General features: G+C 60.3%; 21 protein-coding genes. 10 read left to right on the forward strand and 11 right to left on the reverse strand.

Annotation, left to right across the window (positions count from 1 at the left end):
* Positions 1-438: 438 nt before the first annotated feature.
* The 6 genes from HMPREF2129_RS05990 (at position 439) to HMPREF2129_RS06015 (ending at position 6,978) form a co-directional block, all read left to right on the forward strand.
* Positions 439-1,419 carry an LLM class flavin-dependent oxidoreductase gene (locus HMPREF2129_RS05990; protein WP_034664385.1) on the forward strand — a complete coding sequence of 327 codons (981 nt, stop codon included), beginning with the start codon at positions 439-441 and terminating at the stop codon, positions 1,417-1,419.
* Between the two features lie 136 nt (positions 1,420-1,555).
* Positions 1,556-2,284 carry a GntR family transcriptional regulator gene (locus tag HMPREF2129_RS05995; protein ID WP_269544919.1) on the forward strand — a complete coding sequence of 243 codons (729 nt, stop codon included), beginning with the start codon at positions 1,556-1,558 and terminating at the stop codon, positions 2,282-2,284.
* A gap of 47 nt (positions 2,285-2,331) precedes the next feature.
* Entirely contained in the window at positions 2,332-3,837 is a 1,506-nt protein-coding gene (locus HMPREF2129_RS06000) for an ABC transporter substrate-binding protein (protein WP_408605825.1), read from the forward strand.
* A gap of 5 nt (positions 3,838-3,842) precedes the next feature.
* Positions 3,843-4,784: an ABC transporter permease gene (locus HMPREF2129_RS06005; protein ID WP_156959246.1), complete on the forward strand. Its 942-nt coding sequence runs from the start codon at positions 3,843-3,845 to the stop codon at positions 4,782-4,784.
* Positions 4,781-5,599 (forward strand): ABC transporter permease, encoded by an 819-nt coding sequence (locus tag HMPREF2129_RS06010; RefSeq protein WP_034664313.1) that lies wholly within the window; start codon positions 4,781-4,783, stop codon positions 5,597-5,599. Before HMPREF2129_RS06005 ends, HMPREF2129_RS06010 begins: the two co-directional genes overlap by 4 nt.
* Positions 5,596-6,978: an ATP-binding cassette domain-containing protein gene (locus tag HMPREF2129_RS06015; protein WP_034664314.1), complete on the forward strand. Its 1,383-nt coding sequence runs from the start codon at positions 5,596-5,598 to the stop codon at positions 6,976-6,978. Before HMPREF2129_RS06010 ends, HMPREF2129_RS06015 begins: the two co-directional genes overlap by 4 nt.
* 6 nt (positions 6,979-6,984) lie before the next feature.
* Here HMPREF2129_RS06015 and HMPREF2129_RS06020 read toward each other — a convergent pair whose 3' ends face one another.
* Complete coding sequence (locus tag HMPREF2129_RS06020) at positions 6,985-8,253, reverse strand: acid phosphatase (protein ID WP_034664316.1); 1,269 nt, start codon at positions 8,251-8,253, stop codon at positions 6,985-6,987.
* Positions 8,254-8,351: 98 nt separating this feature from the next.
* On the opposite strand from HMPREF2129_RS06020, the gene HMPREF2129_RS06025 reads away from it, so the two are divergent.
* Positions 8,352-9,245 carry a ribokinase gene (locus tag HMPREF2129_RS06025; RefSeq protein ID WP_034664318.1) on the forward strand — a complete coding sequence of 298 codons (894 nt, stop codon included), beginning with the start codon at positions 8,352-8,354 and terminating at the stop codon, positions 9,243-9,245.
* Positions 9,246-9,262: 17 nt separating this feature from the next.
* Here the strand turns inward: HMPREF2129_RS06025 and HMPREF2129_RS11315 are convergent, their stop codons facing one another.
* From HMPREF2129_RS11315 to lepA, 3 genes are all read right to left on the reverse strand, one after another.
* Positions 9,263-9,397: a hypothetical protein gene (locus HMPREF2129_RS11315; protein ID WP_257997204.1), complete on the reverse strand. Its 135-nt coding sequence runs from the start codon at positions 9,395-9,397 to the stop codon at positions 9,263-9,265.
* Between the two features lie 23 nt (positions 9,398-9,420).
* Positions 9,421-10,716, reverse strand: a complete 1,296-nt coding sequence (locus HMPREF2129_RS06030) for an alpha/beta fold hydrolase (RefSeq protein WP_034664390.1) — start codon at positions 10,714-10,716, stop codon at positions 9,421-9,423.
* Between the two features lie 79 nt (positions 10,717-10,795).
* The gene (lepA, locus tag HMPREF2129_RS06035) at positions 10,796-12,667 is read right to left on the reverse strand and encodes a translation elongation factor 4 (protein ID WP_034664320.1); all 1,872 of its coding nucleotides are present in this window, start codon (positions 12,665-12,667) and stop codon (positions 10,796-10,798) included.
* A gap of 154 nt (positions 12,668-12,821) precedes the next feature.
* Here lepA and HMPREF2129_RS06040 point away from each other — a divergent pair, with 154 nt between their 5' ends.
* The 3 genes from HMPREF2129_RS06040 to HMPREF2129_RS06050 all read left to right on the forward strand — a co-directional run bounded on the left by HMPREF2129_RS06040 (position 12,822) and on the right by HMPREF2129_RS06050 (position 14,856).
* Complete coding sequence (locus HMPREF2129_RS06040) at positions 12,822-13,340, forward strand: type II toxin-antitoxin system PemK/MazF family toxin (RefSeq protein WP_084576607.1); 519 nt, start codon at positions 12,822-12,824, stop codon at positions 13,338-13,340.
* A 179-nt stretch (positions 13,341-13,519) separates the two neighbouring features.
* Positions 13,520-13,786, forward strand: a complete 267-nt coding sequence (gene rpsT, locus HMPREF2129_RS06045) for a 30S ribosomal protein S20 (protein ID WP_034664322.1) — start codon at positions 13,520-13,522, stop codon at positions 13,784-13,786.
* A 134-nt stretch (positions 13,787-13,920) separates the two neighbouring features.
* Positions 13,921-14,856 carry an alpha/beta hydrolase family esterase gene (locus HMPREF2129_RS06050; RefSeq protein WP_052092864.1) on the forward strand — a complete coding sequence of 312 codons (936 nt, stop codon included), beginning with the start codon at positions 13,921-13,923 and terminating at the stop codon, positions 14,854-14,856.
* On the opposite strand, the gene HMPREF2129_RS06055 is transcribed toward HMPREF2129_RS06050, so the two are convergent.
* From HMPREF2129_RS06055 to HMPREF2129_RS06085, 7 genes are all read right to left on the reverse strand, one after another.
* A complete protein-coding gene (locus HMPREF2129_RS06055; protein WP_034664323.1) occupies positions 14,853-15,500 on the reverse strand; it encodes a LysE family translocator in 648 nt (215 codons plus the stop codon). The genes HMPREF2129_RS06050 and HMPREF2129_RS06055 overlap by 4 nt on opposite strands.
* Positions 15,497-15,829, reverse strand: a complete 333-nt coding sequence (locus tag HMPREF2129_RS06060) for an ankyrin repeat domain-containing protein (protein WP_146014923.1) — start codon at positions 15,827-15,829, stop codon at positions 15,497-15,499. Before HMPREF2129_RS06060 ends, HMPREF2129_RS06055 begins: the two co-directional genes overlap by 4 nt.
* Before the next feature lie 101 nt (positions 15,830-15,930).
* Positions 15,931-16,866 (reverse strand): DNA polymerase III subunit delta, encoded by a 936-nt coding sequence (gene holA / locus HMPREF2129_RS06065; RefSeq protein WP_408605826.1) that lies wholly within the window; start codon positions 16,864-16,866, stop codon positions 15,931-15,933.
* A 5-nt stretch (positions 16,867-16,871) separates the two neighbouring features.
* On the reverse strand, positions 16,872-18,239 hold the full coding sequence (locus tag HMPREF2129_RS06070; protein ID WP_034664327.1) for a ComEC/Rec2 family competence protein: 1,368 nt from the start codon (positions 18,237-18,239) through the stop codon (positions 16,872-16,874).
* Complete coding sequence (locus HMPREF2129_RS06075) at positions 18,239-18,919, reverse strand: ComEA family DNA-binding protein (RefSeq protein ID WP_034664329.1); 681 nt, start codon at positions 18,917-18,919, stop codon at positions 18,239-18,241. Before HMPREF2129_RS06075 ends, HMPREF2129_RS06070 begins: the two co-directional genes overlap by 1 nt.
* Positions 18,920-19,058: 139 nt before the next feature.
* Complete coding sequence (locus tag HMPREF2129_RS06080) at positions 19,059-19,883, reverse strand: DegV family protein (protein WP_034664330.1); 825 nt, start codon at positions 19,881-19,883, stop codon at positions 19,059-19,061.
* Complete coding sequence (locus HMPREF2129_RS06085; RefSeq protein WP_034664332.1) at positions 19,880-20,521, reverse strand: histidine phosphatase family protein; 642 nt, start codon at positions 20,519-20,521, stop codon at positions 19,880-19,882. Before HMPREF2129_RS06085 ends, HMPREF2129_RS06080 begins: the two co-directional genes overlap by 4 nt.
* Between the last annotated feature and the right edge of the window lie 20 nt (positions 20,522-20,541).

The following is a 20,541-nucleotide window of genomic DNA, read 5'->3' on the forward strand; positions in this document are numbered from 1 at the left end:
AAAAACATCCGGGGTGCCCCCATGTGGCGATCACCCCGGGGACACCTCACCCCCAACACCGTCCACCCCTACGGAGCCATGACACTGCTTTACGGCAGGTAAGCGACACTCCCCATGTCGAAAGCCAGCAACAGCTGGTCTTTCGCCATGCCTAAAAACAGCTGGTTTGACGATGACGGTGAACACTTTGCAAAACTCCAAATCGCCGATGAACTAGCCCCCGAAAGTTGGACTGGTTTAATTCTCGGCGGTTAAGGCTTCAAGGGGCTGATTCCGATATTGCTTCGGGCAACGACACCGCAGCCACGCCCCACACGGCTCAACTCGGCATCACCTCAGAACAGCTAGCGCACATCACCGAGGCCACATCCCCATCTGGCATTTAACCCGGAATGACCATGGCGCAAAAACGTTGTAAGGAATATGGCTTCCACATTCATGTCACGCACACCGTTGTCATTGTTGGACTTCTGCCTTGTCCGCAAAGGCGAAACTCCCGGACAGTCCATGGAACGCTCCGTGGAGCTAGCCCAGAACGCGGAAAGGCTCGGCTTTGACCGGATCTGGTACTCCGAGCACCACAACATGTCCACCATTGCGTCTTCCTCCCCCGCCGTCCTCATTGCCCACATTGGTGCGAAGACGGAGAAGATCAAGCTGGGTGCCGGCGGCGTGATGTTGCCCAACCACGCGCCCTATGTCATCGCGGAGCAGTTTGGCACTTTGGCGGAGCTGTATCCGGGGCGTATCGATCTCGGTGTTGGACGCGCTCCGGGCACAGATCAGCAAACGCTGGGGCGCGCTTTGCGGCGTGACCCGCGTTCAGCAGAGAATTTCCCCAATGATGTTCTGGAGCTCCAGGCGTATCTAGCGGGCGATCCGATCATCCCGGGTGTGAAAGCTGTTCCGGGTGCGGGGACGAATGTGCCTATCTATATCTTGGGTTCCTCCATGTTCGGCGCATCGCTGGCTGCACAACTGGGTTTGCCCTATTCTTTCGCCTCTCACTTCGCGCCCACACATTTAGAAGAAGCCACCGCGTATTACCGCGCAAACTTTCAGCCCTCCCAGTACTGCGAGGAGCCATACGTCATCGCAGCTGTGAACGTCACCGCATCTGATTCGGCGGAAGATGCACAACGCCAAACTGAATTGGTTCACCGCCAACGCGTGCGTGCCTTCCTGGGGCAACAAGGCCGGAACATTAATGATGAGCAACTGGAAACTATCCTTGCGGCCCCGCAGGGCCGGCAGATTATCAGCATGTTGCGCTACACAGCACAAGGCGAAGGGCCAGAGGTCGTGGCCTACCTTGAGGAGTTCAAGGAACTGGCCCAGGCAGATGAATTGATGATCTCTTTGCAAGCCCCTACCCACAAAGAGGCAATGAGATCTATGGAAATCCTGGCTAACACATAGCAAGTTCCTCACTGTGACCGTACTCCCATACTTAATGTTTAAGTTCGTGTTAATCTCGCACGGGAACTAAACACACTACGAGGTTTGAGGAGTACGAGACATTTCAACGTCACGGTCCCGCCAGCAGCATGTTGAAATCGCGGAATACCTGCAGAATCTAATTCATTCCGGCGATCTCGCTCCTGGTGATCAGCTCCCTTCTGAAGCGGAGCTGTGTGAAAAATTCGGCTCCTCGCGCGGCCCCGTCCGCCAAGCAGTGGCCACCCTGCGTGCTGAAGGTTTGGTGTCCTCTGGCCGCGGACGCCGGTCGATGGTGCTGTCCACACAAATATCCAATAGTTTCGACGCACTTTTGTCCGCCACCACTTTCTTTGAGGAAGAGGGCCACAAAGCTGGAGCGAAGATCATCCGCATCGCACGTGAACTCGCATCTGAAACCGTCGCGGACGCTTTGGACCTTAAGCAGGACGATCCGGTTGTTGAGATTATGCGCGTTCGCACCGCGGATGATCTTCCAGTGATGGTGGAAAAGCTCGTGTTCCCCACCAAGTGGGGTGAACCGTTGATGACGTTGACGCCACACAGCCCGTCCGTGCACAAGCAGCTGCGAGAGATGGGGGCGCATGTGGATAACATCGTGCGCACTGCGCTGATCACCCAGGCTGATTCTGAGCAAGCCGAGTTGCTGGGTATCGCCGAAGGCGTGCCACTGATCCACCTCACACTACGGGCCTCGACATATCAGGGTGAACCTGTTGAATTCGCTGAGTATTACGTACGCGGTGACGTAATCACCATTGATCAGTCCAACGTGCGTGGAGGGTCGGTGCCCGTAAAACTCGGGCTGAAAAACCCAAAGAATTAAGCATATTAATTGGTTCGCCCCCACCACACCGGCTAGCCTGAATGCTCATGAAGCAACACGGCACGACAGTTGGCGTGCGTATCGGCGCAGTTTTAAGCGCAGGGCTTTTGGCCAGCTGTTCCGCTGGTAGCACATCCACGAATATCGGCCGGATCGCACCGGGCAGTGTGATCGTTGCTACAACTGCCGCGCCTGCCTCACTGGATTTCACCACCACCTCCGGCGCTGCCATTCCGCAGGCGCTCATGGGCAATGTGTATGAAACGCTCGTGCGTATCAGCGACGCTGGGCAGCCCGAGCCTTTCCTGGCTAAGAGCTGGGACGTGAGCGATGACCGGCTGGAGTATACGTTCCACCTGAAAGACGGCGTAACCTTCTCCAACGGGGATGCTTTCACTGCTGATACGGCGGCGTTTTCCATTCGGTACGTGTTGGAGTCCTGGACGAACGGCTTGGCTAAGCAGATGGCTCCCGTTGAGCACGTGGAAGTCCTGGGCCCGTTGACGTTGAAGGTGCGGTTGAAGGCGCCGTCGAATAGCTGGCTGTGGTCCATGGGCACGTTGACTGGCGCGATGATGACGCCGGGCGGGATAGACACCCTGGCCACGAATCCGGTGGGCACGGGTCCGTTCACGGTGAAGCATTTTGCCGTGGGGGAATCTATTTCCTTTGATGCCCGTGAGGACTATTGGGGCACACCCGCCGCCCAAGATGCGGCAATCCGTTATTTCGCCGACGCAGTGTCGAGTGTCAACGCCCTGCGCGTTGGGGATGTGGACATGGTGTGGGCACTCCAAGCACCGGAACTGCTGCGCACCGTGCCGGAGGCTTTCGACGTACAGGTGGGCACCACCAACGGTGAAGTCCTGCTCAGCTTGAACAATAAGCGCGCGCCCTTCGACGACCCGACGGTGCGCCAAGCCGTTGCCTACGCCATTGACCGCGGCGCATTAGATGACGTTGTCTGGTCCGGCCTGGCTACCGACACCGGTGGTGCGCCCGTCCCGCCAACGGATCCGTGGGCTGAGGAAAAGGACTACTACCCCTTCAACCCGGACACTGCCCGTGAGCTTCTGGCTGGCCGCGAACCTGAAGTCACCCTGACCATCCCGTCGTTGCCCTACGCCCAGGACGCGGCGGAACTGATCTACTCCCAACTCAAGGACGTTGGTTTCAAGGTGAAACTGGAAACGGTGGAGTTCCCGGCCGTGTGGCTCAGCCAGGTACTCAAGCAGGGTGATTACCAGGCTTCCCTCATCGCACATGTGGAACCGCGAGATATGCAGACGCTGTTTGGGAATCCGGAGTACTACCTAGGTTATGACTCGGCGAGTGTCCGAAAAAGCTTCGCGCTTGCCGACGAAGGGACGCCGGAAGATCAGGTAACCCACATGCGCGCGGCCGTGGACACCATCATGGCGGATGCTGGTGCGCTCACACTGGTGAATATGCCCAATATCGTTGTCACCGCACCAGGGGTAAGCGGTGTTGACCCGAATGTGATCACCGACGGACTTGTGCTTTCCCATGTGAGGAAAGAAGGCACACCGTGACCATGATGAATATTGCACGATCCCTCCTCCGCTTTGTGGTGATGCTCGCTGCTGCCAGCATCCTCATCTTCGTGCTTCTGCGTGCTGTCCCCGGTGACCCGGCGCGCATTGCGCTGGGTGTTACTGCGTCGGATGAAGATGTGGCCAAGTTGGCTCAACAGCTGGGCACTGACCGCCCCTTGGTTGTGCAGTACCTCGACTGGATACGTGGTCTTCTCACCGGTGATTTTGGTGTGTCTTTGGCCAGTAAGCAGGACATCACGCCATTGGTGTGGGACCGCGTGCAGGTCTCCCTCATCTTGACGGTCAGCGCCATGGTTCTGTCCCTGCTCATCGCCGTTCCAGTGGGCACGTATTTAGCGCGGCGGAACCGTAAGGCTGATGCTGCGGTGGTGTCTGCACTGACTCAGGTGGGTATCGCGGTGCCGAGCTTCCTCGTGGGCATCTTGGCCGTCGCGGTGTTTTCTGTGTGGCTGGGCTGGCTGCCGGCCAATGGGTGGGTGCCGCCGAATGCGGATTTTGGTGGGTTTGTTGCGCACTTGATTCTGCCGGTGGTGGCACTCACTTTGGTCCAGGCAGCGATTTTGACCAGGTACGTACGCTCCGCACTTTTGGAAGAAATGGGTAAGGACTATGTGCGCACTGCCCGCGCGATGGGATTGTCTACCCGCAAGGTGATGTACCGCCATGCGTTGCGTAATGCCGCCTTGCCGGTTCTCACCGTCACTGGTTTGCAGTTGACCTCCCTCATCGTGGGCGCGGTGGTTATTGAGCGAGTGTTTGCTATCCCCGGGATTGGCTCGATGTTGCTGGATGCCGTGGCTACGCGTGACCTGACCACTGTGCAAACTCTCATGATGTTGCTGGTGGTGTTCACCTTGGCGGTGACCCTGCTGGTGGATGTGCTGTACCGCATCATTGATCCGCGTTTGAGGAGGCAAGCATGAAAAAGGCTCGGCTGCAGGCGCAATTTGGTGTTGGCGCGCTACTCGTAGGACTTGTTGCCGTCATGGCTGTGCTCGCGTTCGTGTGGACCCCCTATGACCCGGTACATGCGATCCCGGAGCACCGTTTGGAAGGTATCAGCGCCCAGCATTGGTTGGGCACTGACCAGTATGGGCGGGACATGCTCAGCCGGATTATGGATGGTGCGCGTATCTCCTTGCTTGTCGCTGTGGCGTCCGTGGCACTCTCCGCTCTCATTGGTGTGCCTCTGGGAATCTGGGCTGGTATGTCGCGTGGCTGGGTGGATCAGGTGATCATGCGTAGCAATGACCTTCTGCTGGCGTTTCCGGCGTTGTTGCTCGCCATCGTGTTCACGGCAGTGTTTGGTGCCTCCATGTGGATCGTGGTTCTGGCCATTGGCATCGCCGGAATCCCCGGTTTTGCCCGCGTGGCCCGGGTGGGTGCCATGCAGGTGATGTCCCAGGACTACATTTTGTCCGCGCGCGTATCCCAAGTGCCAGGGCCTGTCATCGCGTGGCGGCATGTGCTGCCCAACATCACTGCCACCCTCACCGTGCAGGTCTCCGTGGCGCTGGCTTTGGCCATCTTGGCGGAAGCGGGCCTGTCCTTCCTGGGATTGGGAACACCGGCGCCGTACGCCTCCTGGGGCCGGATGTTGCAATCCTCCCAGGCATATCTGGCCACCGCCCCACACCTGGCGCTATGGCCAGGCTTGGCTATCGCCGCTGCGGTCCTCGGCTTCAATCTGCTGGGCGATGCGCTGCGTGATGCGCTCAACCCAAGGAGGGCACGATGAGCAACCTCGTCACCGTGGACAACCTGACCATCCCCGGCATTTTGAACAACATCAGCTTTGCCATCGCCCCCGGCGAGCGCGTAGGGCTCATCGGTGAATCTGGCTCCGGGAAGTCCATGACAGCAATGACCATCATGGGACTACTCCACCCATCACTGGATGTGCAGGGCACTGTCTTGGTCAAAGGCCAAGAACCCTCACGCGCACTGCGGGGCAACACAGTGGCCATGATTTTTCAGGAGCCGATGACGGCGCTGGATCCGCTGATGAGCGTCGAGAAGCAAGTGGCTGAAGCATGCGGTTTGGCACGTGCCCGCGAGTTGCTCCATGAGGTGGGGATCACGCGCACGGGCGCCTACCCACACGAGTTGTCCGGCGGTCAGCGGCAGCGTGTGCTCATCGCGCTCGCCATTGCGGGTGACCCGGACCTGCTCATTTGTGATGAGCCCACCACCGCCCTCGACGTGACGGTGCAGCGTCAGATTCTGGAGCTGCTGGATCGGCTGGTGCGTGAGCGCGGCATGGCGCTGCTGTTCATCACCCATGATCTTGGTGTGATCCGGCAGATGACAGACCGCATCCTCGTGTTGCGCAAAGGCGAGATCGTGGACCCGGACGCGAACTTGGACGCACCAGCCACGGACTACACCGCGCAACTCGTGGCCGCCTCACTGCCCGGCGCACCCGCCGCCGTTCGCCCCGTTGGGGAGCCCATCATTCGCCTTGAGAATGTCTCGTGGCAGCGCGGCGATACGTTGGCGCTCGATGATGTCTCCCTCACTGTTCGGCGTGGTGAACGCATCGGCCTCGTGGGCGGTTCGGGTTCCGGCAAGACCTCTATGCTGCGCCTCATCGCGGGCCTCAACGAGCCTGATTCGGGCACCGTCACGGTAGACGGCGGGATTCAAATGGTGTTCCAGGACCCCTACTCCTCGCTCAACCCGCGCCGTCGCGTAGCCGATTCCATCCGGGAAGCAGGCGTGTCACGCACCCGCGCGGATGAGGCACTCGCCCAGGTAGGCCTAGACGGAGTGGGCGCGCGCTACCCACATGAATTCTCCGGTGGCCAGCGTCAACGCATCTCCATCGCGCGCGCCGCCGCACCACGCCCGGAGATTCTCATCGCGGATGAACCGGTCTCCGCACTCGACGTCTCTGTCCGCGCACAGGTGCTTGAGCTTATCGACGACCTGGTGGTCAACGACGACCTCACCTTAATCTTCGTTTCCCACGACCTCTCCGTTGTGCGACAGGTCTGCCCCACCATCGCTGTCTTGCACGAGGGGCGCCTAGTGGAAACGGGCCCCACGGAGCAGGTATGGGAAAACCCGCAGCATGAGTACACTCGCTCGCTGCTTCGGGCTATACCGACGCTGTAAACGTTCTTACCTCTGCACGGTGACGGAACCATCCGGCGCAACACTAATCTTCGCTGCGGATGCCGCCGCGAGGTTCACACGCTGCCAGGATCCGCCCGGCCCCTGCCAGTCCAGCGGGATACCCGCCGCGGAGGCGGTCTGCGCGATGATCTGGGCACGCTGGTGGTGGTTCAGCTCCGGGAAGGAAGCCGCGATCAAGGTCGGCGCTGCCTGCGGCACGATCATCGGTGCATCACGGTGGTAGATCGGCTCAAACTCGTAGCTATTCCACGCGGTTGCCTGCGACACTGCGGTTGAAGTAGGTACGAAGGGCTTATCCGACGCCACCAGGTCCTTGATGGGTTTGCCCGCACGCCACTCGATTTCGGCGCGAAGCTCAACAGCGGCCTGGTTCAGTGCGTCACGCATCTTCGGATCGTTGAGGCGATCCGCCGCTGCGGCCTGACCGGACATACGGCCACCGATCACATCCAACGGGTAATGCACACCCAGCACCACGCGACTATTCCCAGCCAGCGCACCACGGTAGTGCAGCTGCGGAGCAACCTCCGGCAGCATGTATGCCAGCAGCGACGTCATCAACGCCGCCTGGTTGGTGTGACCGGACGGGAAAGCCTTGGATGCTAGATAGAGCTCTTTGCCTGGCGGGTTGTAGCGCTTGATCTTGTCCGGCATCACCACATACGGGCGCGGGTAGTTGAAAATTTCCTTCTCCACAAAGGTGGAGCTAGCAAGACCACCGGTGCGGGCCAAGTAGCCGTTGCCCAGCAGGAACTGCGTCTTAGGCAGACGCCCCTCCGTCAACGCGGTGCGGAAGTGCTTACCAAACTCCTCACCAAGCCCCTCTGACAGAGCGAAGAGCAATTCCTCCGAGGATGCGGATGCGTCAATCTGGGCGCTGCGAATTCGTGCTGGGTCCGACTCGGCTGCATTGTTGATGGCCACAACCTGCGCACGGTTGGAATCCATCACATCCGGGCGTGTATCGCGCACCTCGGGGAACAAGCGGTTGACCTCCGCGTAGATGCCGTGCTCGTAGGCCGACCTATCGGAGATGTAGCCCACCAAGTAGTCCGGACTAAACGGCACAGGCACTGGTGCTCCGTGAATGTGGGTGGGCACCTGACCGCTGTACCACCCGGTAGCCGGGTCACGCAGCTGTGGGACAGAAAACGGCACGTCTTGTGCTGTTGCGGCGGGTGCAGCTGCCACACCAAACAGCGTGCTCGACGCAGTGGTTACGGCAACGACAGTGGCGATGAGAGCGCGCTTCATAAGAGCTCCAAAAGTGAAGATGCGTGTCGCATAACGTGAGACGGGAAAATCCTCGCTCAGACTAACCCCAATGCAACAACCCCGCTACTCTTGTGCGCATGATCGTGGTTGTTGGATCCATCAACGCTGACCTCACCGTTAATGTCCCACGTCACCCGCAGCCCGGGGAGACACTTTTGGGCAATGGTGGCGGCATCACCGCCGGCGGGAAAGGTGCTAACCAGGCCGTCGCGGCAGCCCGTCTGGGCTCCCCCGTCGCCTTCGTCGGCGCTGTTGGCCGTGATGCAAATGCGGCGCCTGCGACCGCGCTTCTTGCCGATGCCGGGGTGTATCTCACCGCGGTGGAACCCCTCGATGATGTCACCGGTCTGGCCGTCATCACCGTGGCCGCGGACGGGGAGAACACTGTGCTGGTCATTTCGGGGGCGAATGCGCGGGTGGGGCGTGAGATCGTCGATAAGAATGCGGATCTTATTGGGCGCGCAGAGATCCTGTTGTTGCAGGGCGAGATTCCCGCGGCGGGCTGCGAGCGCGCAGTGGAGATCGCTCAGACCGCCGGCGTGCGGGTGGTGGTCAACCTTGCGCCGGTGATTCCTGTGGACCCCTCGGTCCTGTTCGCGGCGGATCCGCTGGTGCTCAATGAGCATGAAGCGGTCCTCGTTGCTCGGCAAATCGGCCTGAATGATCAGGTCACCGCCACTGATCTCGTCCATGCGGGTGTGCCTTCCGTGGTGATCACGTACGGTGCGGACGGCGCAACCATCGCCGATGAGCACGGCTCCACCCACATCCCCGCAGCTTCTGTGGAACCCGTTGATACGGTCGGCGCGGGCGATGCGTTCACTGGCGCGCTGTGCCACAAGCTGCGCGAAGGGGAATTGCTTATCGACGCCGCCCGGTACGCCTCCCGCGTCGGCGCCTTCGCCGTCACCCGCCCGGGCGCCCAGCCTTCTTACCCATGGCCGACGGATGCCCTGCCGGAGCTGCCGTAACAAAAATGGTGGGGGTTTTAACGCGTGATGTACAGCATCAACGCGGGGTTTAACACATGCTCCTGACGCACCTCAAAAATCTCCGTGAGACCTTGGAACACTTCGAGCTCAGCCGTGCTTAGCTGGATCTGCTCATGAGGGAACGCATCCATAGGCATGATCATAGGCCCCCGAGTTACCGCACGCTATGGGCCGTATCAAAAACGCCCTGGAAGAGCTCCTGCCCGTGGAGATAAATCGCGTCATGGTCCCAAGTTGGGTGGGACCAGACCTTCATTCCTCCGATCTGCTTCGCCACGTTCACGGCGCGGTCGTAGTGAATAAACATGTCACGCTCGTAAAGGGCAACGACCGCCGGAACAGTGTTTGCCCGCAACTGTTCCTCATTGAACACGCGCGACCAGTCCGTTTTCTCGTGCATCTCATGCACCACATCGCGGAAGGGGCGCAGCGCCGGGTCTTCCTCAAAGTGGTGCCGGAAGAAGTGGTTGCCCAGGAGGTAAAACGGCTCGCTCTCATCCGTTGGGTCCGCATCGAGGGCGAACCCGGCTCGGCCTTCCACCGCCTGGTGTGCTGCCCAGTTCGTGCTCCGTCCCGGCGCACCGAAGAGCGTTTCATGGAGTACCGCCCACAGCGGGTTGCTCTGCAAGCCAACGTACTGGCTGATCAAAGCCAGGAAGTCTCCGCGCAAATGCTTCTCACCGCCACGGCGGATGAAAGGTGACTCCAACAGCACAGCCAGGTGGTGGAAGCCAAGCTCCTCCCCCAACGCCACACCGATGAAACGGAAGCGCTGCGAACTCAGCCGCTCCCCTGTGGGCAGAATCTCCTCTGCGTTGTCCAGGTGGTGGCAGATCTCCCGCACGGTGCGCTCCGCGTACGGTACCGCAGCGTAGAACTCCTGCACGCGCTTTTCTAACAAGTCCAGGCTGGTCGTGTTGTACTCCACCGGGGTCCAACCGATCTGGGGCACAGCACCCGTGAGATACGCCTGCCCAATCGCCTCCGGGTAGTACGACAGGTAGCTGGCGGTGCACAGCGCCCCGAAGGAATTACCCAGCACGTCCCACTGTTCAAACCCCAAGTGTTCGCGCAATGCCTCCGCATCCGCTACCACATCTGGGCACCGCAGCTTAGAAATAATGTCCGTGCGGATGAGTTCCGGCGTTGTCCGATCAATCTTCCCAGACCGCCCCGTCCCACGCTCATCCAACAGGTACACCGTGTAGTGCTTCAATGCTTCCGGGATCCACCCCTGCATCACGCGCGGTGCTGGGTTACCGGGGCCGCCCTGGAGGAACAGCAACGGCGGCTTCTTCCCACCCTTTCCACTCCTTTCATCACCTTCAGGTGATGAAAGTTCGCGCGCAAAGAGTTCAAACGTGCCTAGTTCAGCTTTTTCGCGGTCCCACGGCACGTCCAGAACATGTTCAGTAACGCGAACTCCGGGCGGAATGATCGTAGACACCATGCCCACGAGCATAACGTCATGCGTTTGGCCCCCGAGGCGGGGCAGCTTCTACCCCGCACTCTGCCCACCTACTGCCGACCTAATCTTCGTCCGTGGACAAGGCCGCGACGAATGCTTCCTGCGGCACGGTGACCGAACCGATGGACTTCATGCGTTTCTTACCGGCCTTCTGCTTCTCCAGCAGCTTGCGCTTACGGGAGATATCGCCGCCGTAGCACTTGGACAACACGTCCTTGCGCAGGGCGCGGATGTTCTCACGCGCGATGATCTTCGAGCCGATCGCCGCCTGAACAGGCACCTCGAACTGTTGGCGTGGGATGAGCTCCTTGAGCTTCTTAGTCATCTTGTTGCCGTACCACTGCGCCGAGTCACGGTGCACGATTGCAGAGAACGCATCCACCGGCTCACCCTGGAGGAGGATGTCCACCTTGACCAGGTCCGCTTCCTGCTCACCGGCTTCCTCATAGTTGAGGGAGGCATAGCCCTTGGTGCGGGACTTCAGCATGTCAAAGAAATCAAAGATGATTTCACCGAGCGGCATGATGTAGCGCAGTTCCACGCGGTCCTCGGAGAGGTACTCCATGTTCTTCATCTGGCCGCGCTTGGACTGGCACAGCTCCATCGTCGTGCCCACGAATTCCTGCGGCACGATGATGGTCATGTTCACCGTCGGCTCATACACTTCAGGGATCTTGCCGCTTGGCCAATCAGACGGGTTATGCACCATCGACTCCGTGCCATCTTCCGCGATCACGCGGTAGGTCACGCTCGGCGCGGTGGAGATCAAGTCCAGGTCGAATTCGCGCTCCAGACGGTCACGGGTGATCTCCATGTGCAGCAGCCCCAGGAAGCCACAGCGGAAACCGAAGCCTAGGGCGACGGAGGTTTCGGGCTCCCAGGTCAAGGAGGCGTCGTTAAGCTGGAGCTTTTCCAAGCTCTCACGCAATGCCGGGAAGTCCTCCTGGGACACAGGGAACAGGCCCGAGTACACCATCGGCTTGACTTCTTCGAAGCCCGCGAGAGGCTCTTCCGCACCCTTCGACGCCCACGTGACCGTATCGCCCACACGCGTCTCACGGACATCCTTCACACCGGTGATGAGGTAGCCCACCTCACCCGGGCCAAGACCCTTGGTCTTCTGCATCGTCGGGGACACAATGCCGATTTCCAGGATCTCGTGGGTCACGCCCGTGTTCATCATCTGAACCTTTTGGCCGGACTCCAGCTTGCCGTCCATCATGCGGATGTAGGTGACCACGCCACGGTAGGTGTCATAGACCGAGTCAAAAACCAGCGCACGTGCCGGAAGATCCGAACCAACGCCACCATTGGCAGCACCCGGGGCAGTCGGCGGCGGGATGAGCTCCACCACGCGGTCCAACAGCTCCGGCACACCCTGGCCCGTCTTGCCGGATACGCGCAGGACATCATCAACCTCACAGCCAATGATGTGGGCAATTTCCTCGGCGTACTTATCCGGATCAGCTGCCGGCAAGTCAATCTTGTTCAAAACCGGGATGATCTCCAGGTCATTCTCCATAGCCATGTACAGGTTGGCCAGGGTTTGGGCTTCGATGCCCTGTGCGGCGTCGACAAGCAAAATTGCGCCCTCACACGCATCGAGCGAACGTGATACCTCATAGGAGAAGTCCACGTGGCCCGGTGTGTCAATCATCTGCAGGACTATCTCTTCACCCGCATGCGCGCCGGTCTTAGGCACCCACGGCAGACGCACGTTCTGCGCCTTAATGGTGATGCCGCGCTCACGCTCAATGTCCATGCTGTCGAGGTACTGGTCGCGCATCTCACGCTCATCAACAACATTGGACAACTGCAAAATGCGGTCCGCCAACGTCGACTTACCGTGATCAATGTGCGCAATGATGCAGAAGTTCCGGATCCGCGCCGGATCCGTGAAGGTCTGCAATGCAAAATTGGTGTTCTTGGCCATCGCGCCTCACTCTACCGTGGCCTTGTTATAAGCAGGCAAATGCTTAACGACGCCCCCACTCCAGCGCCATTTCGGTTACCCCCAACCAATCCCAACCCCACTTAGTTGCCCCGATAACTGTCACACATTCGGCGAAAGTTCTAGGCTATAAACCATGACTATGTGGCGGCGCCCCAAATGGGCGGGAAAGGGCAAACTCCGGCGGAAACACACCCCGCTGGATGAAGGCCTGAAGCTGCTCAATGAGCGCCTGGGAAACTCCCCCACCCAGCACCACCGTCGCCCAGCACGCACCAAGGTATTCCCCACCGCTGACATTCCGCGCAGCATTTTCTACGCGCCCGATATGGATGGGCAGGCCGAACCCGGCGAAGTGGTGTGGTTCTACGTTCCCGCCACCCCCCTGCGGGAACGCTCCATGCTGGTCGTCGGCCGCGACCGCCAGGACGTGCTCGGGCTGCTCATCTCCTCTAACGACGACCACGCCGATGATGACGCATGGCTGCCCATCGGCAGTGGTGAATGGAAAACCACCGGCGAACCTTGCTGGGTGCGCCTGGATAAAACACTGTCCATCCCCGAAACTGACCTCCGCCGACGCGGTGCACTCTTCCCGCCACGGCGCTTCGACCGGATTGCGGATCACCTACGCAGGCACTTCGACTGGGCCTAGCGTTTTGGACCGTATGCGTATCACCTGCTAGGGTTTACCCGTTATTCGCTCCGGTATACACGCTGGTGCGTCACACGCCACAGACAGGACCTTGGGTTTGTGGCCTCTCAACAAGTTGTGGCGCATAAACGGGCGGATACGGTAATTTTTCGAACTTCAAATACGTCAAGAGGTACATCATGGCAAATATCAAGCAGCAGCAGAAGCGCGTTATCACCAACGAGAAGCGTCGCATGCGCAACAAGAGCATCCGCTCCGCAGTGCGCACCGAGATCCGTAAGTTCAACGCAGCGATCGAGGCTGGCGACGCCACTGCAGCTGAGGCACAGCTGCGCGTTGCTTCCCGCAAGCTGGACAAGGCCGTGAGCAAGGGTGTCTTCCACCGCAACAACGCGGCTAACAAGAAGTCCAACATGGCCAAGGCCTTCAACAAGCTGGGCAAGTAAGACTTCTAAAGCTCTGCCGTTATCCACCCTGTTCCGCGTCGCCGCGGGGCAGGGTTTTGTTGTTGTGCGGGGCGGGGGCACCCCCCTTTTAGCTAGAGTGACAAAAGTTCTCTCGTAGGTTTAAGATCTCGCGCATGCAAAAATTTCGCCGCGGTGCCGTAGCCGCTCTCACTGCCGCTGCGCTCACCGTCAGCGTTTCCGTGTCGCAATCTCCAGCACAGGCACAGAACAAGGACTCCTCCTCCCTGTCCTCCCTGAGCGGGCGCGAACTCCTTGAATTGTCCTCCGCTTTGCTGCAGCAGCTTCCACCCGATGGTCCTGCACAAAACGGTGGCAAACGCCACGTACAGGCCGCCGGCATGAACCGTGAGTACACACTCGTATTGCCAGATGACTATGACCCGGCGCGCACCTACCCGGTGATCATCGGTTTTGGTGGCTGGCAGCATGATGCCACGCTAACGCAGTCTTATGAGCGCCTTGAGCAGGCAGCGCAGAGCCGAGCCATCATCGTGTATGCCCAGGGCATCAACAATGCGTGGGGTGGCGCCCCCTATGCGGCAGCGCCACTGCAGTCGGACATTGCTTACGTCCGCGCCATCATCGATGATCTCGGCGCAAGCCACAACATTGACCGGGATCGTGTGTACGCCGCGGGGCTGTCCAATGGTGGCGGGATGGCTGCTGCTCTTGCCTGCCACGCCCCTGACCTGGTTGCTGCCGTGGCGAGCGTCGCCGGCGCCTACTACAATCCCACGGTGTCCGGCTGCGCCAATGGGTCGGTGCGTACCCTGCTCATGCACGCCGATAATGACGATGTTGTGCACTATGACGGCGGTGTACGCCACGGCGCCCCATACAAGTCCGTGCGCTCCCTTTTCTATGACCAAGGCGTGCGTAACGGCTGCACTATGAGCGCGGTGAGCTCCCGCCAGCAAGGTAATGCCACCGTGTTCGCCCCGAACCACTGCCAGACCCAGACCGAAATCGTGAAAATTGCCGGCGGCGGCCACACCTGGTTTACCAACCCCAGCGCGACCAACTGGGTTGTTACGTTCTTCCTGGGCTAACCAGCCAAACCCAGCAAGCCGCGAAGAATCAGCACGGTGCCGGCGATGATGAAGAACGTGCCGGCACCCATGTCGATGTAGGGTCCCGCATGGAACAGTTTGCGGCGCACCCGGTCGGTCGACACGAGCAGACAGTACGCGACAAACAGCAGGAACGAGGACAGCCACAGCGCAGCGATCACCGTGAGCGCGACCCCCACTGTTGGGGACGTCGGCAGCAGCGGTGCAACGAGCGCGGCGAGGAAGAGCACGATCTTCGGGTTGGATAGGTTCGTGGCTACACCTGTTGTGAAGGCGGAGCGGACTGAGCCAAGGCGTTGCACTGCCTCCTCAAGGTCCAAGGGTGGATTGAGGCGGTCACGCCACCCTTGTCGCACTGCGGAAATGCCCATGTACATGATCCAGCTGCCGCCAATCACCTGAATCAGTTCCAGCATCCATGGGAAAGCAGTAAGTAGTGCCGCCGCCCCGAAGACGGTGAGGGATGTCCACATGAGCACCCCAACGTGGATGCCAAGGTTCGCGGCCATAGCGTGTTTGCGTGAGCGCGTGGCCATCCGTGTGAGCAGCACCACGTCCGGCCCGGGGGATGCGGCACCTACCACATTCACGGCGATGATCGCCGCAAGGTCGGCGGGGTTCACTGCTGCATCTTTTCCACGAGGTCCGCTCGGTTGAACATCTGCGCCGTTGCAATCGCATCAGGAGTCCCCGCATGCGGGTCGGCCCCCGCTGCCAAAAGAATGTCCACGATGGCGTCCTCTTTCTTGAACACCACCCCGGCCAAAGGGGACTGTCCGCGCGCATTTTGCTTATCGACGTCCGCCCCACGCCCCACCAATCCCCGCACCAACTCCTCCTGGCCGGCGTACGCCGCGAGCATCAGAAAACTGTTACCGTCCTGGTTGGTTAGGTCCACATCCACACCGTGGTCGATGTATTCAAGCAACGTCATGTCGCCTTCGCGGGCCATGGTGAAAAGGCGCGTGGCAAAGTCCCGGACATCATCCGGAATGTTGTGGTCGTTCACGGAGAGGCACCCTATCACGCATGAGACATAAGGCGCCCGCGCGGCTACCGGGCAAGGGTGGCAATCCGCCGGACCGCGTCCTCCACGGCGAACTCCGGATCACCGCCTTGCCCTTTGACCTCCGCATCAAGCCGGGCAACGATGATGACCGCGCGGCTCACGGCATCGCCCGACCAGTTGCGGGCGATCTGCATCGTCTTCTTGGCTACGAAGGGGTGCATGCCAATCTCACGCGCAATCTGGTCCGGGTTACCGCGAGTTTGGTAGAGCTTCGCAATATCACCGATCTTGTTGGCCAGCGCCGCCGTAATCGCCACCGGGCTAATTCCTAGCTGCAATGCCCGGCGCGTACTAGCCAAAGCACGATCAATTCGGCCTGTCACCGCCTGGTCAGCGATATCAAAGCCCGAGACTTCCGCCACACCGGTGTAGTAGGCGCGGACATCGGCGACGGTGAGGTCGCCAGAAGTGTCGTCGATAAGCTGCTCAATTGCGGATGCCAACTCGCGCAGATCCGAACCGACGGACTCCAACAATGCCCCAACAACGTCTGGCGTGGGGCGCACCCCGCGGCGCCGGAACTCATTTTGCACCCACGTCTGGCGCTCACGCTGATTGAGCGTGCCCACCTCATGTACCTCCGCGGCTTTGCGGAACTTCGCCACATATGACTTATTCCGGCCCTTACCACTGTGCACGACCACCAACGTCATCCCCGGCGCGGGATCAACCGCTGCCTGAAGTAGCAGCTCCGTAGGATCCTTACCGGCAAGTTCAGTGTCCTTGATCACCACCACGCGCTCCTGCGCGAACAACGACGGGCTCGTGACTTGCAGCAACTCCCCTTCCGTCACATCCCCGGCGCGCAAAACGGTGACCTCAGCCGCGGGGCTTGCTTGGTCAATGATGGCCTGCGTTGCGCGTTCGGCGAGAAATTCATCCTCGCCAACCACAAAATGCACGGGACTGTGGCTGGACATGCGGCTCATTCTATTCGCCGCATTCTCCCGCGTGCAACGATGAAAGCAGCGAGGATCCAGCCATAACACACCACGACGAGCGCAGGCCCCACCTGCACCGTGGCATGCGGGTTACGTGACACCACCTCCGCCACCGTACGCACCCACCCAGCCAAGGGTGCGATCACCCACAACAATGGCGCCGCCAGGACATGACTGATCTGCGCCAAGATCGCGGCGGCCATGCCCAGCACTGTGACGATCCCCGTCACTGGACTCACCGCCACATTAGCCAAGACGGATGCCACCGGTACTCGTCCCGCCATCGCAGCGATGAGAGGTGCAGTGGCCATGTCCGCCGCAATGGCTACTGAGAGCACGCGCACGAGAATATCCGGCCATCCCGTGCGCCCTAGTGCCTGATAGATCAGAGGCGACAACGCCACGATGCTGCCGGTGGCCGCCACCGATAGCGCAAAGGCGTAATTCACCGCCAGATCTGAATCCACCAAGATGAGCCCGATGATGGCCAGGCTCAAAGCATGGATTGGCTCCACGCGGCTGGAGCTAATCACTGCTACCAACCCAACTAGCCCGGACACGGTTGCTCTTAAAACACTTGGTTCCGGGCCGATGAGCCCGGCGTAGACCAGCAGAGCCACCCCGGCTGCCGCTAATTGCACCCGCAACCCACCACGTGCAAGGCGCGCCACGACGAGTGCTGCTGTGGCCACATACATGCAATTCGCACCACTGACCGCACTCAAGTGACTCAGACCCGTATCAACGTACGCCTGCTGTTCCTCCGGCGATTGGAAGGACACATCCCCCAGCACCATCCCCGGAATGATGCCTTGGGCGTGTGGCCCAACATGCTCCACTACCGCGGTGGCAAACCGTTCCCTCACACCAGCAGCAAAAGCAGCGAACCCTTCGGGCGGACTCAGCAGCGACACTTCACCGTTGAGCACAAAGGCACCGATCCCTGGCCGCGTGGAATCTGTCACCTGCCCCGTTGCCGCCACCATGGCGCCTGGCACAGCACCCTCCGGCAGCGACCCGGCGAAAACGGGCACCGATGAGGGATACCCCTCTACCCGCACGCGCACCAGCCAGCTTCCAGAGTCCATCTCCTTGGGCATCCCACTGATTTTTCCCGTGATGCCTGCATATGGGTTGAATGCCTGCGCAACTGCCACGCGCCACCACGACAGCGCCAGCGAACACGCTCCGATCCCACCTGCCAAGATCGCTTGACCGGGCTCACGCCACACAAAAAGTGCGAGCATGACAACACTGGCCACAATGAGTGCCGCCCACGGCCCCGCCACGATCACAGCAATTGCTGCACCCCATGCGCACAACGCTGCGGGAACGAGACGGAGCTCACGCATCAGAGTGTCACCAGATCCTTCACGGCCTCGAACTTGGCTGGTCCAATTCCTTTCACATCCATGAGCTGCTCCAACGCCGTGAACGGCCCATTGGATTCCCGGTGCGCCACAATCGCGGCTGCGGTTGCCTCCCCCACCCCCGGCAGCTCGGTGAGTTCCGCTGCCGTGGCCGAGTTGAGTGAAATCCCCGCCCCGTCCGACGGCCCTTGTGGCCCCGGCTGCTGCGCCACACCTGGGGCGGGTGCTTCCCCCTGGGCGAGAACGTGGATCTGTTGCCCATCAACCAGGAGTTGGGCCAGATTCACGCTAATCAGGTCCGCATTAGGCAATGGTTGGGCTTTATCCAGAGCATCGGCAACACGGGAGCCCTGATCAAGCGTGACCAGACCCGGCTGCTCGACGGCCCCCACCACCGCAACGACAACTTGATCCGAAAGTTCGTTGGCTTCGGCGGCGGTGCTCCACAGCGGCTCTGGTGCGTCGGTAGTTGAATCAGGGCTGCGCAGGCTGGACCAGCCAACAGCTGCGAGACACACCGCAGCCACGCACCCGACCGCGGCTGCCGCTGTTCGCGGAGCGATGTTCAGACGTGGTGTTGGGTAGGTGACCCGCATGAGATCCTCTTCGCCTGTTGGACGAGTGAGCTCTTTGAGCCGGTCAACTGCGCTTGGTGGTGCCATGCCCGCCACGCTAATGGGCATTGGCATCGGCGAAAAGGACTCACGGCCAGAGATGTGGATAACCGTAGTGACACGTCATCTAAACACGGTTTTCTCCACAGAAACAGGAAAATATGCCCACTGAAGTGGACAAGCGAAGCTAATCCACCGTTGGGGTGGCAAAGAACACGGACAGGCCAAGTGCGCCTTCACCCGTGTGGACCGTGAGTACTTCATCCAGGGGGTACACGCCCACGGTGGACCCTTCCGGCAACGCTTCCTCCAGCATGCCTTTGAGTACGTCAGCGCCTTCCCTGTCGCCCGCGTACTGCACGGCGGCGTAGCCGGGCATCCCATCAGCGCGCTTAACAACATGCTCGACGAGCTTGCTGAAGGCTTTCTTCTGCGTACGCGTCTTGATGGCCAGCTCCAGTTTGCCGTCGTGCACGCGCAGAATCGGCTTTGTGGCCAGCAGTGCTGCCGACAGGACCGCTGTTGTGGCGGAAATACGGCCCGATTTACGGATGTCATCGAGCTGGGAGAGGTACAGCCACGTCTCCGACAGAGCAAGCGCGCCTTTCGCCGCGTTCACGCAACCATCGAGATCCGCGCCTGAACGTGCAAACGAAGCTGCGACGATGGCAGCAAAGCCAAGGGACATGCCGACGGCGGAGGTGTCTATGACCCGCACGGTGTCGTCGAAAACTGCTGAAGCACTCACCGCAGCCGACCATGTTGAAGACAACCGCTTGGACAAGTGAAGCACAACAATGCCCTCATCATGGCAGCGCTCCAATTGCCGGGCGTAGGCCGCGGCAAGTTCGAGCGCGCTTAAACCCGAAGTTCCTTGGGTCTCACCCTTCTTACTGTCCGCATCCTCTGATTCCTCTCGCGTGACATGAAGGTCAAGAACAGTGATCTCCAACTCTTCCGCAATATGCGGTGGGATTCCCGCGGAGCTGTCAGTGATAATACGTATGGTCATGGCGTACCCAGCCCCTGGTTCCAGGCCTCCAGGTACCACTGGGTTTTACCTGGTGTGCCATCGAACGCTGGCCGCGCCAAAAGCTGTGAAGTATTTGTATTGTGCAGACCTTTTAGCAGCGGGTATTGTGCCTCATCCAATTCAAGCAAGTTTGAGGTCAGTGCCGAAATCGTGCCACCATGCGCGACAAAAAGCACGGCGTTGTCATCCCAGTCGTCGAAATCCTGCATGAGCTTGTCCACGACAGGCCGCGCCCTCTTCGCCACATCCAAACGCGATTCCCCACCCGGTGGTGCCCACGCCGGACTGTGGCGCCACGCTGCGCGCGCCCCCGGGAACTCAGCGTCCACCTCATGGTGAGTCATTCCCTGCCACGTACCCAAATGGGTTTCACGTAGCCGTGGCTCCAGCTCCACATCCAACCCCAGTTCAGTAGCAATGATCTCCGCGGTGTGGCTCGCACGCCCCAAATCGGAGGAGATGATACGGATGATCCCATAGTCTTTCGCCCATTGTGCTGCAGCGCGTGCCTGCGCGACTCCGGTCTCCGACAGCTCCGTATCAAGCTGCCCTTGCATACGACGGCCAGCGTTGTACGTAGTCTGGCCGTGGCGCAGCATGATCAGTCGTCGCGTCATTGTGGTCATCCGTGGCTAGT

Source organism: Corynebacterium tuscaniense DNF00037, assembly GCF_000759055.1.
Taxonomy (GTDB): domain Bacteria; phylum Actinomycetota; class Actinomycetes; order Mycobacteriales; family Mycobacteriaceae; genus Corynebacterium; species Corynebacterium tuscaniense.

Bases quoted from the DNA above. Each gene is read 5' to 3' on its own strand.
- HMPREF2129_RS05990 (WP_034664385.1), top strand. From the start codon at position 439: ATGTCACGCACACCGTTGTCATTGTTGGACTTCTGCCTTGTCCGCAAA.
- HMPREF2129_RS06000 (WP_408605825.1), top strand. From the start codon at position 2,332: ATGAAGCAACACGGCACGACAGTTGGCGTGCGTATCGGCGCAGTTTTA.
- HMPREF2129_RS06005 (WP_156959246.1), top strand. From the start codon at position 3,843: ATGAATATTGCACGATCCCTCCTCCGCTTTGTGGTGATGCTCGCTGCT.
- HMPREF2129_RS06010 (WP_034664313.1), top strand. From the start codon at position 4,781: ATGAAAAAGGCTCGGCTGCAGGCGCAATTTGGTGTTGGCGCGCTACTC.
- HMPREF2129_RS06015 (WP_034664314.1), top strand. From the start codon at position 5,596: ATGAGCAACCTCGTCACCGTGGACAACCTGACCATCCCCGGCATTTTG.
- HMPREF2129_RS06020 (WP_034664316.1), bottom strand. From the start codon at position 8,253: ATGAAGCGCGCTCTCATCGCCACTGTCGTTGCCGTAACCACTGCGTCG.
- HMPREF2129_RS06025 (WP_034664318.1), top strand. From the start codon at position 8,352: ATGATCGTGGTTGTTGGATCCATCAACGCTGACCTCACCGTTAATGTC.
- HMPREF2129_RS11315 (WP_257997204.1), bottom strand. From the start codon at position 9,397: ATGGATGCGTTCCCTCATGAGCAGATCCAGCTAAGCACGGCTGAGCTC.
- HMPREF2129_RS06030 (WP_034664390.1), bottom strand. From the start codon at position 10,716: ATGGTGTCTACGATCATTCCGCCCGGAGTTCGCGTTACTGAACATGTT.
- lepA (WP_034664320.1), bottom strand. From the start codon at position 12,667: ATGGCCAAGAACACCAATTTTGCATTGCAGACCTTCACGGATCCGGCG.
- HMPREF2129_RS06040 (WP_084576607.1), top strand. From the start codon at position 12,822: ATGACTATGTGGCGGCGCCCCAAATGGGCGGGAAAGGGCAAACTCCGG.
- rpsT (WP_034664322.1), top strand. From the start codon at position 13,520: ATGGCAAATATCAAGCAGCAGCAGAAGCGCGTTATCACCAACGAGAAG.
- HMPREF2129_RS06050 (WP_052092864.1), top strand. From the start codon at position 13,921: ATGCAAAAATTTCGCCGCGGTGCCGTAGCCGCTCTCACTGCCGCTGCG.
- HMPREF2129_RS06060 (WP_146014923.1), bottom strand. From the start codon at position 15,829: ATGGCCCGCGAAGGCGACATGACGTTGCTTGAATACATCGACCACGGT.
- holA (WP_408605826.1), bottom strand. From the start codon at position 16,866: ATGTCCAGCCACAGTCCCGTGCATTTTGTGGTTGGCGAGGATGAATTT.
- HMPREF2129_RS06070 (WP_034664327.1), bottom strand. From the start codon at position 18,239: ATGCGTGAGCTCCGTCTCGTTCCCGCAGCGTTGTGCGCATGGGGTGCA.
- HMPREF2129_RS06075 (WP_034664329.1), bottom strand. From the start codon at position 18,919: ATGGCACCACCAAGCGCAGTTGACCGGCTCAAAGAGCTCACTCGTCCA.
- HMPREF2129_RS06080 (WP_034664330.1), bottom strand. From the start codon at position 19,883: ATGACCATACGTATTATCACTGACAGCTCCGCGGGAATCCCACCGCAT.
- HMPREF2129_RS06085 (WP_034664332.1), bottom strand. From the start codon at position 20,521: ATGACGCGACGACTGATCATGCTGCGCCACGGCCAGACTACGTACAAC.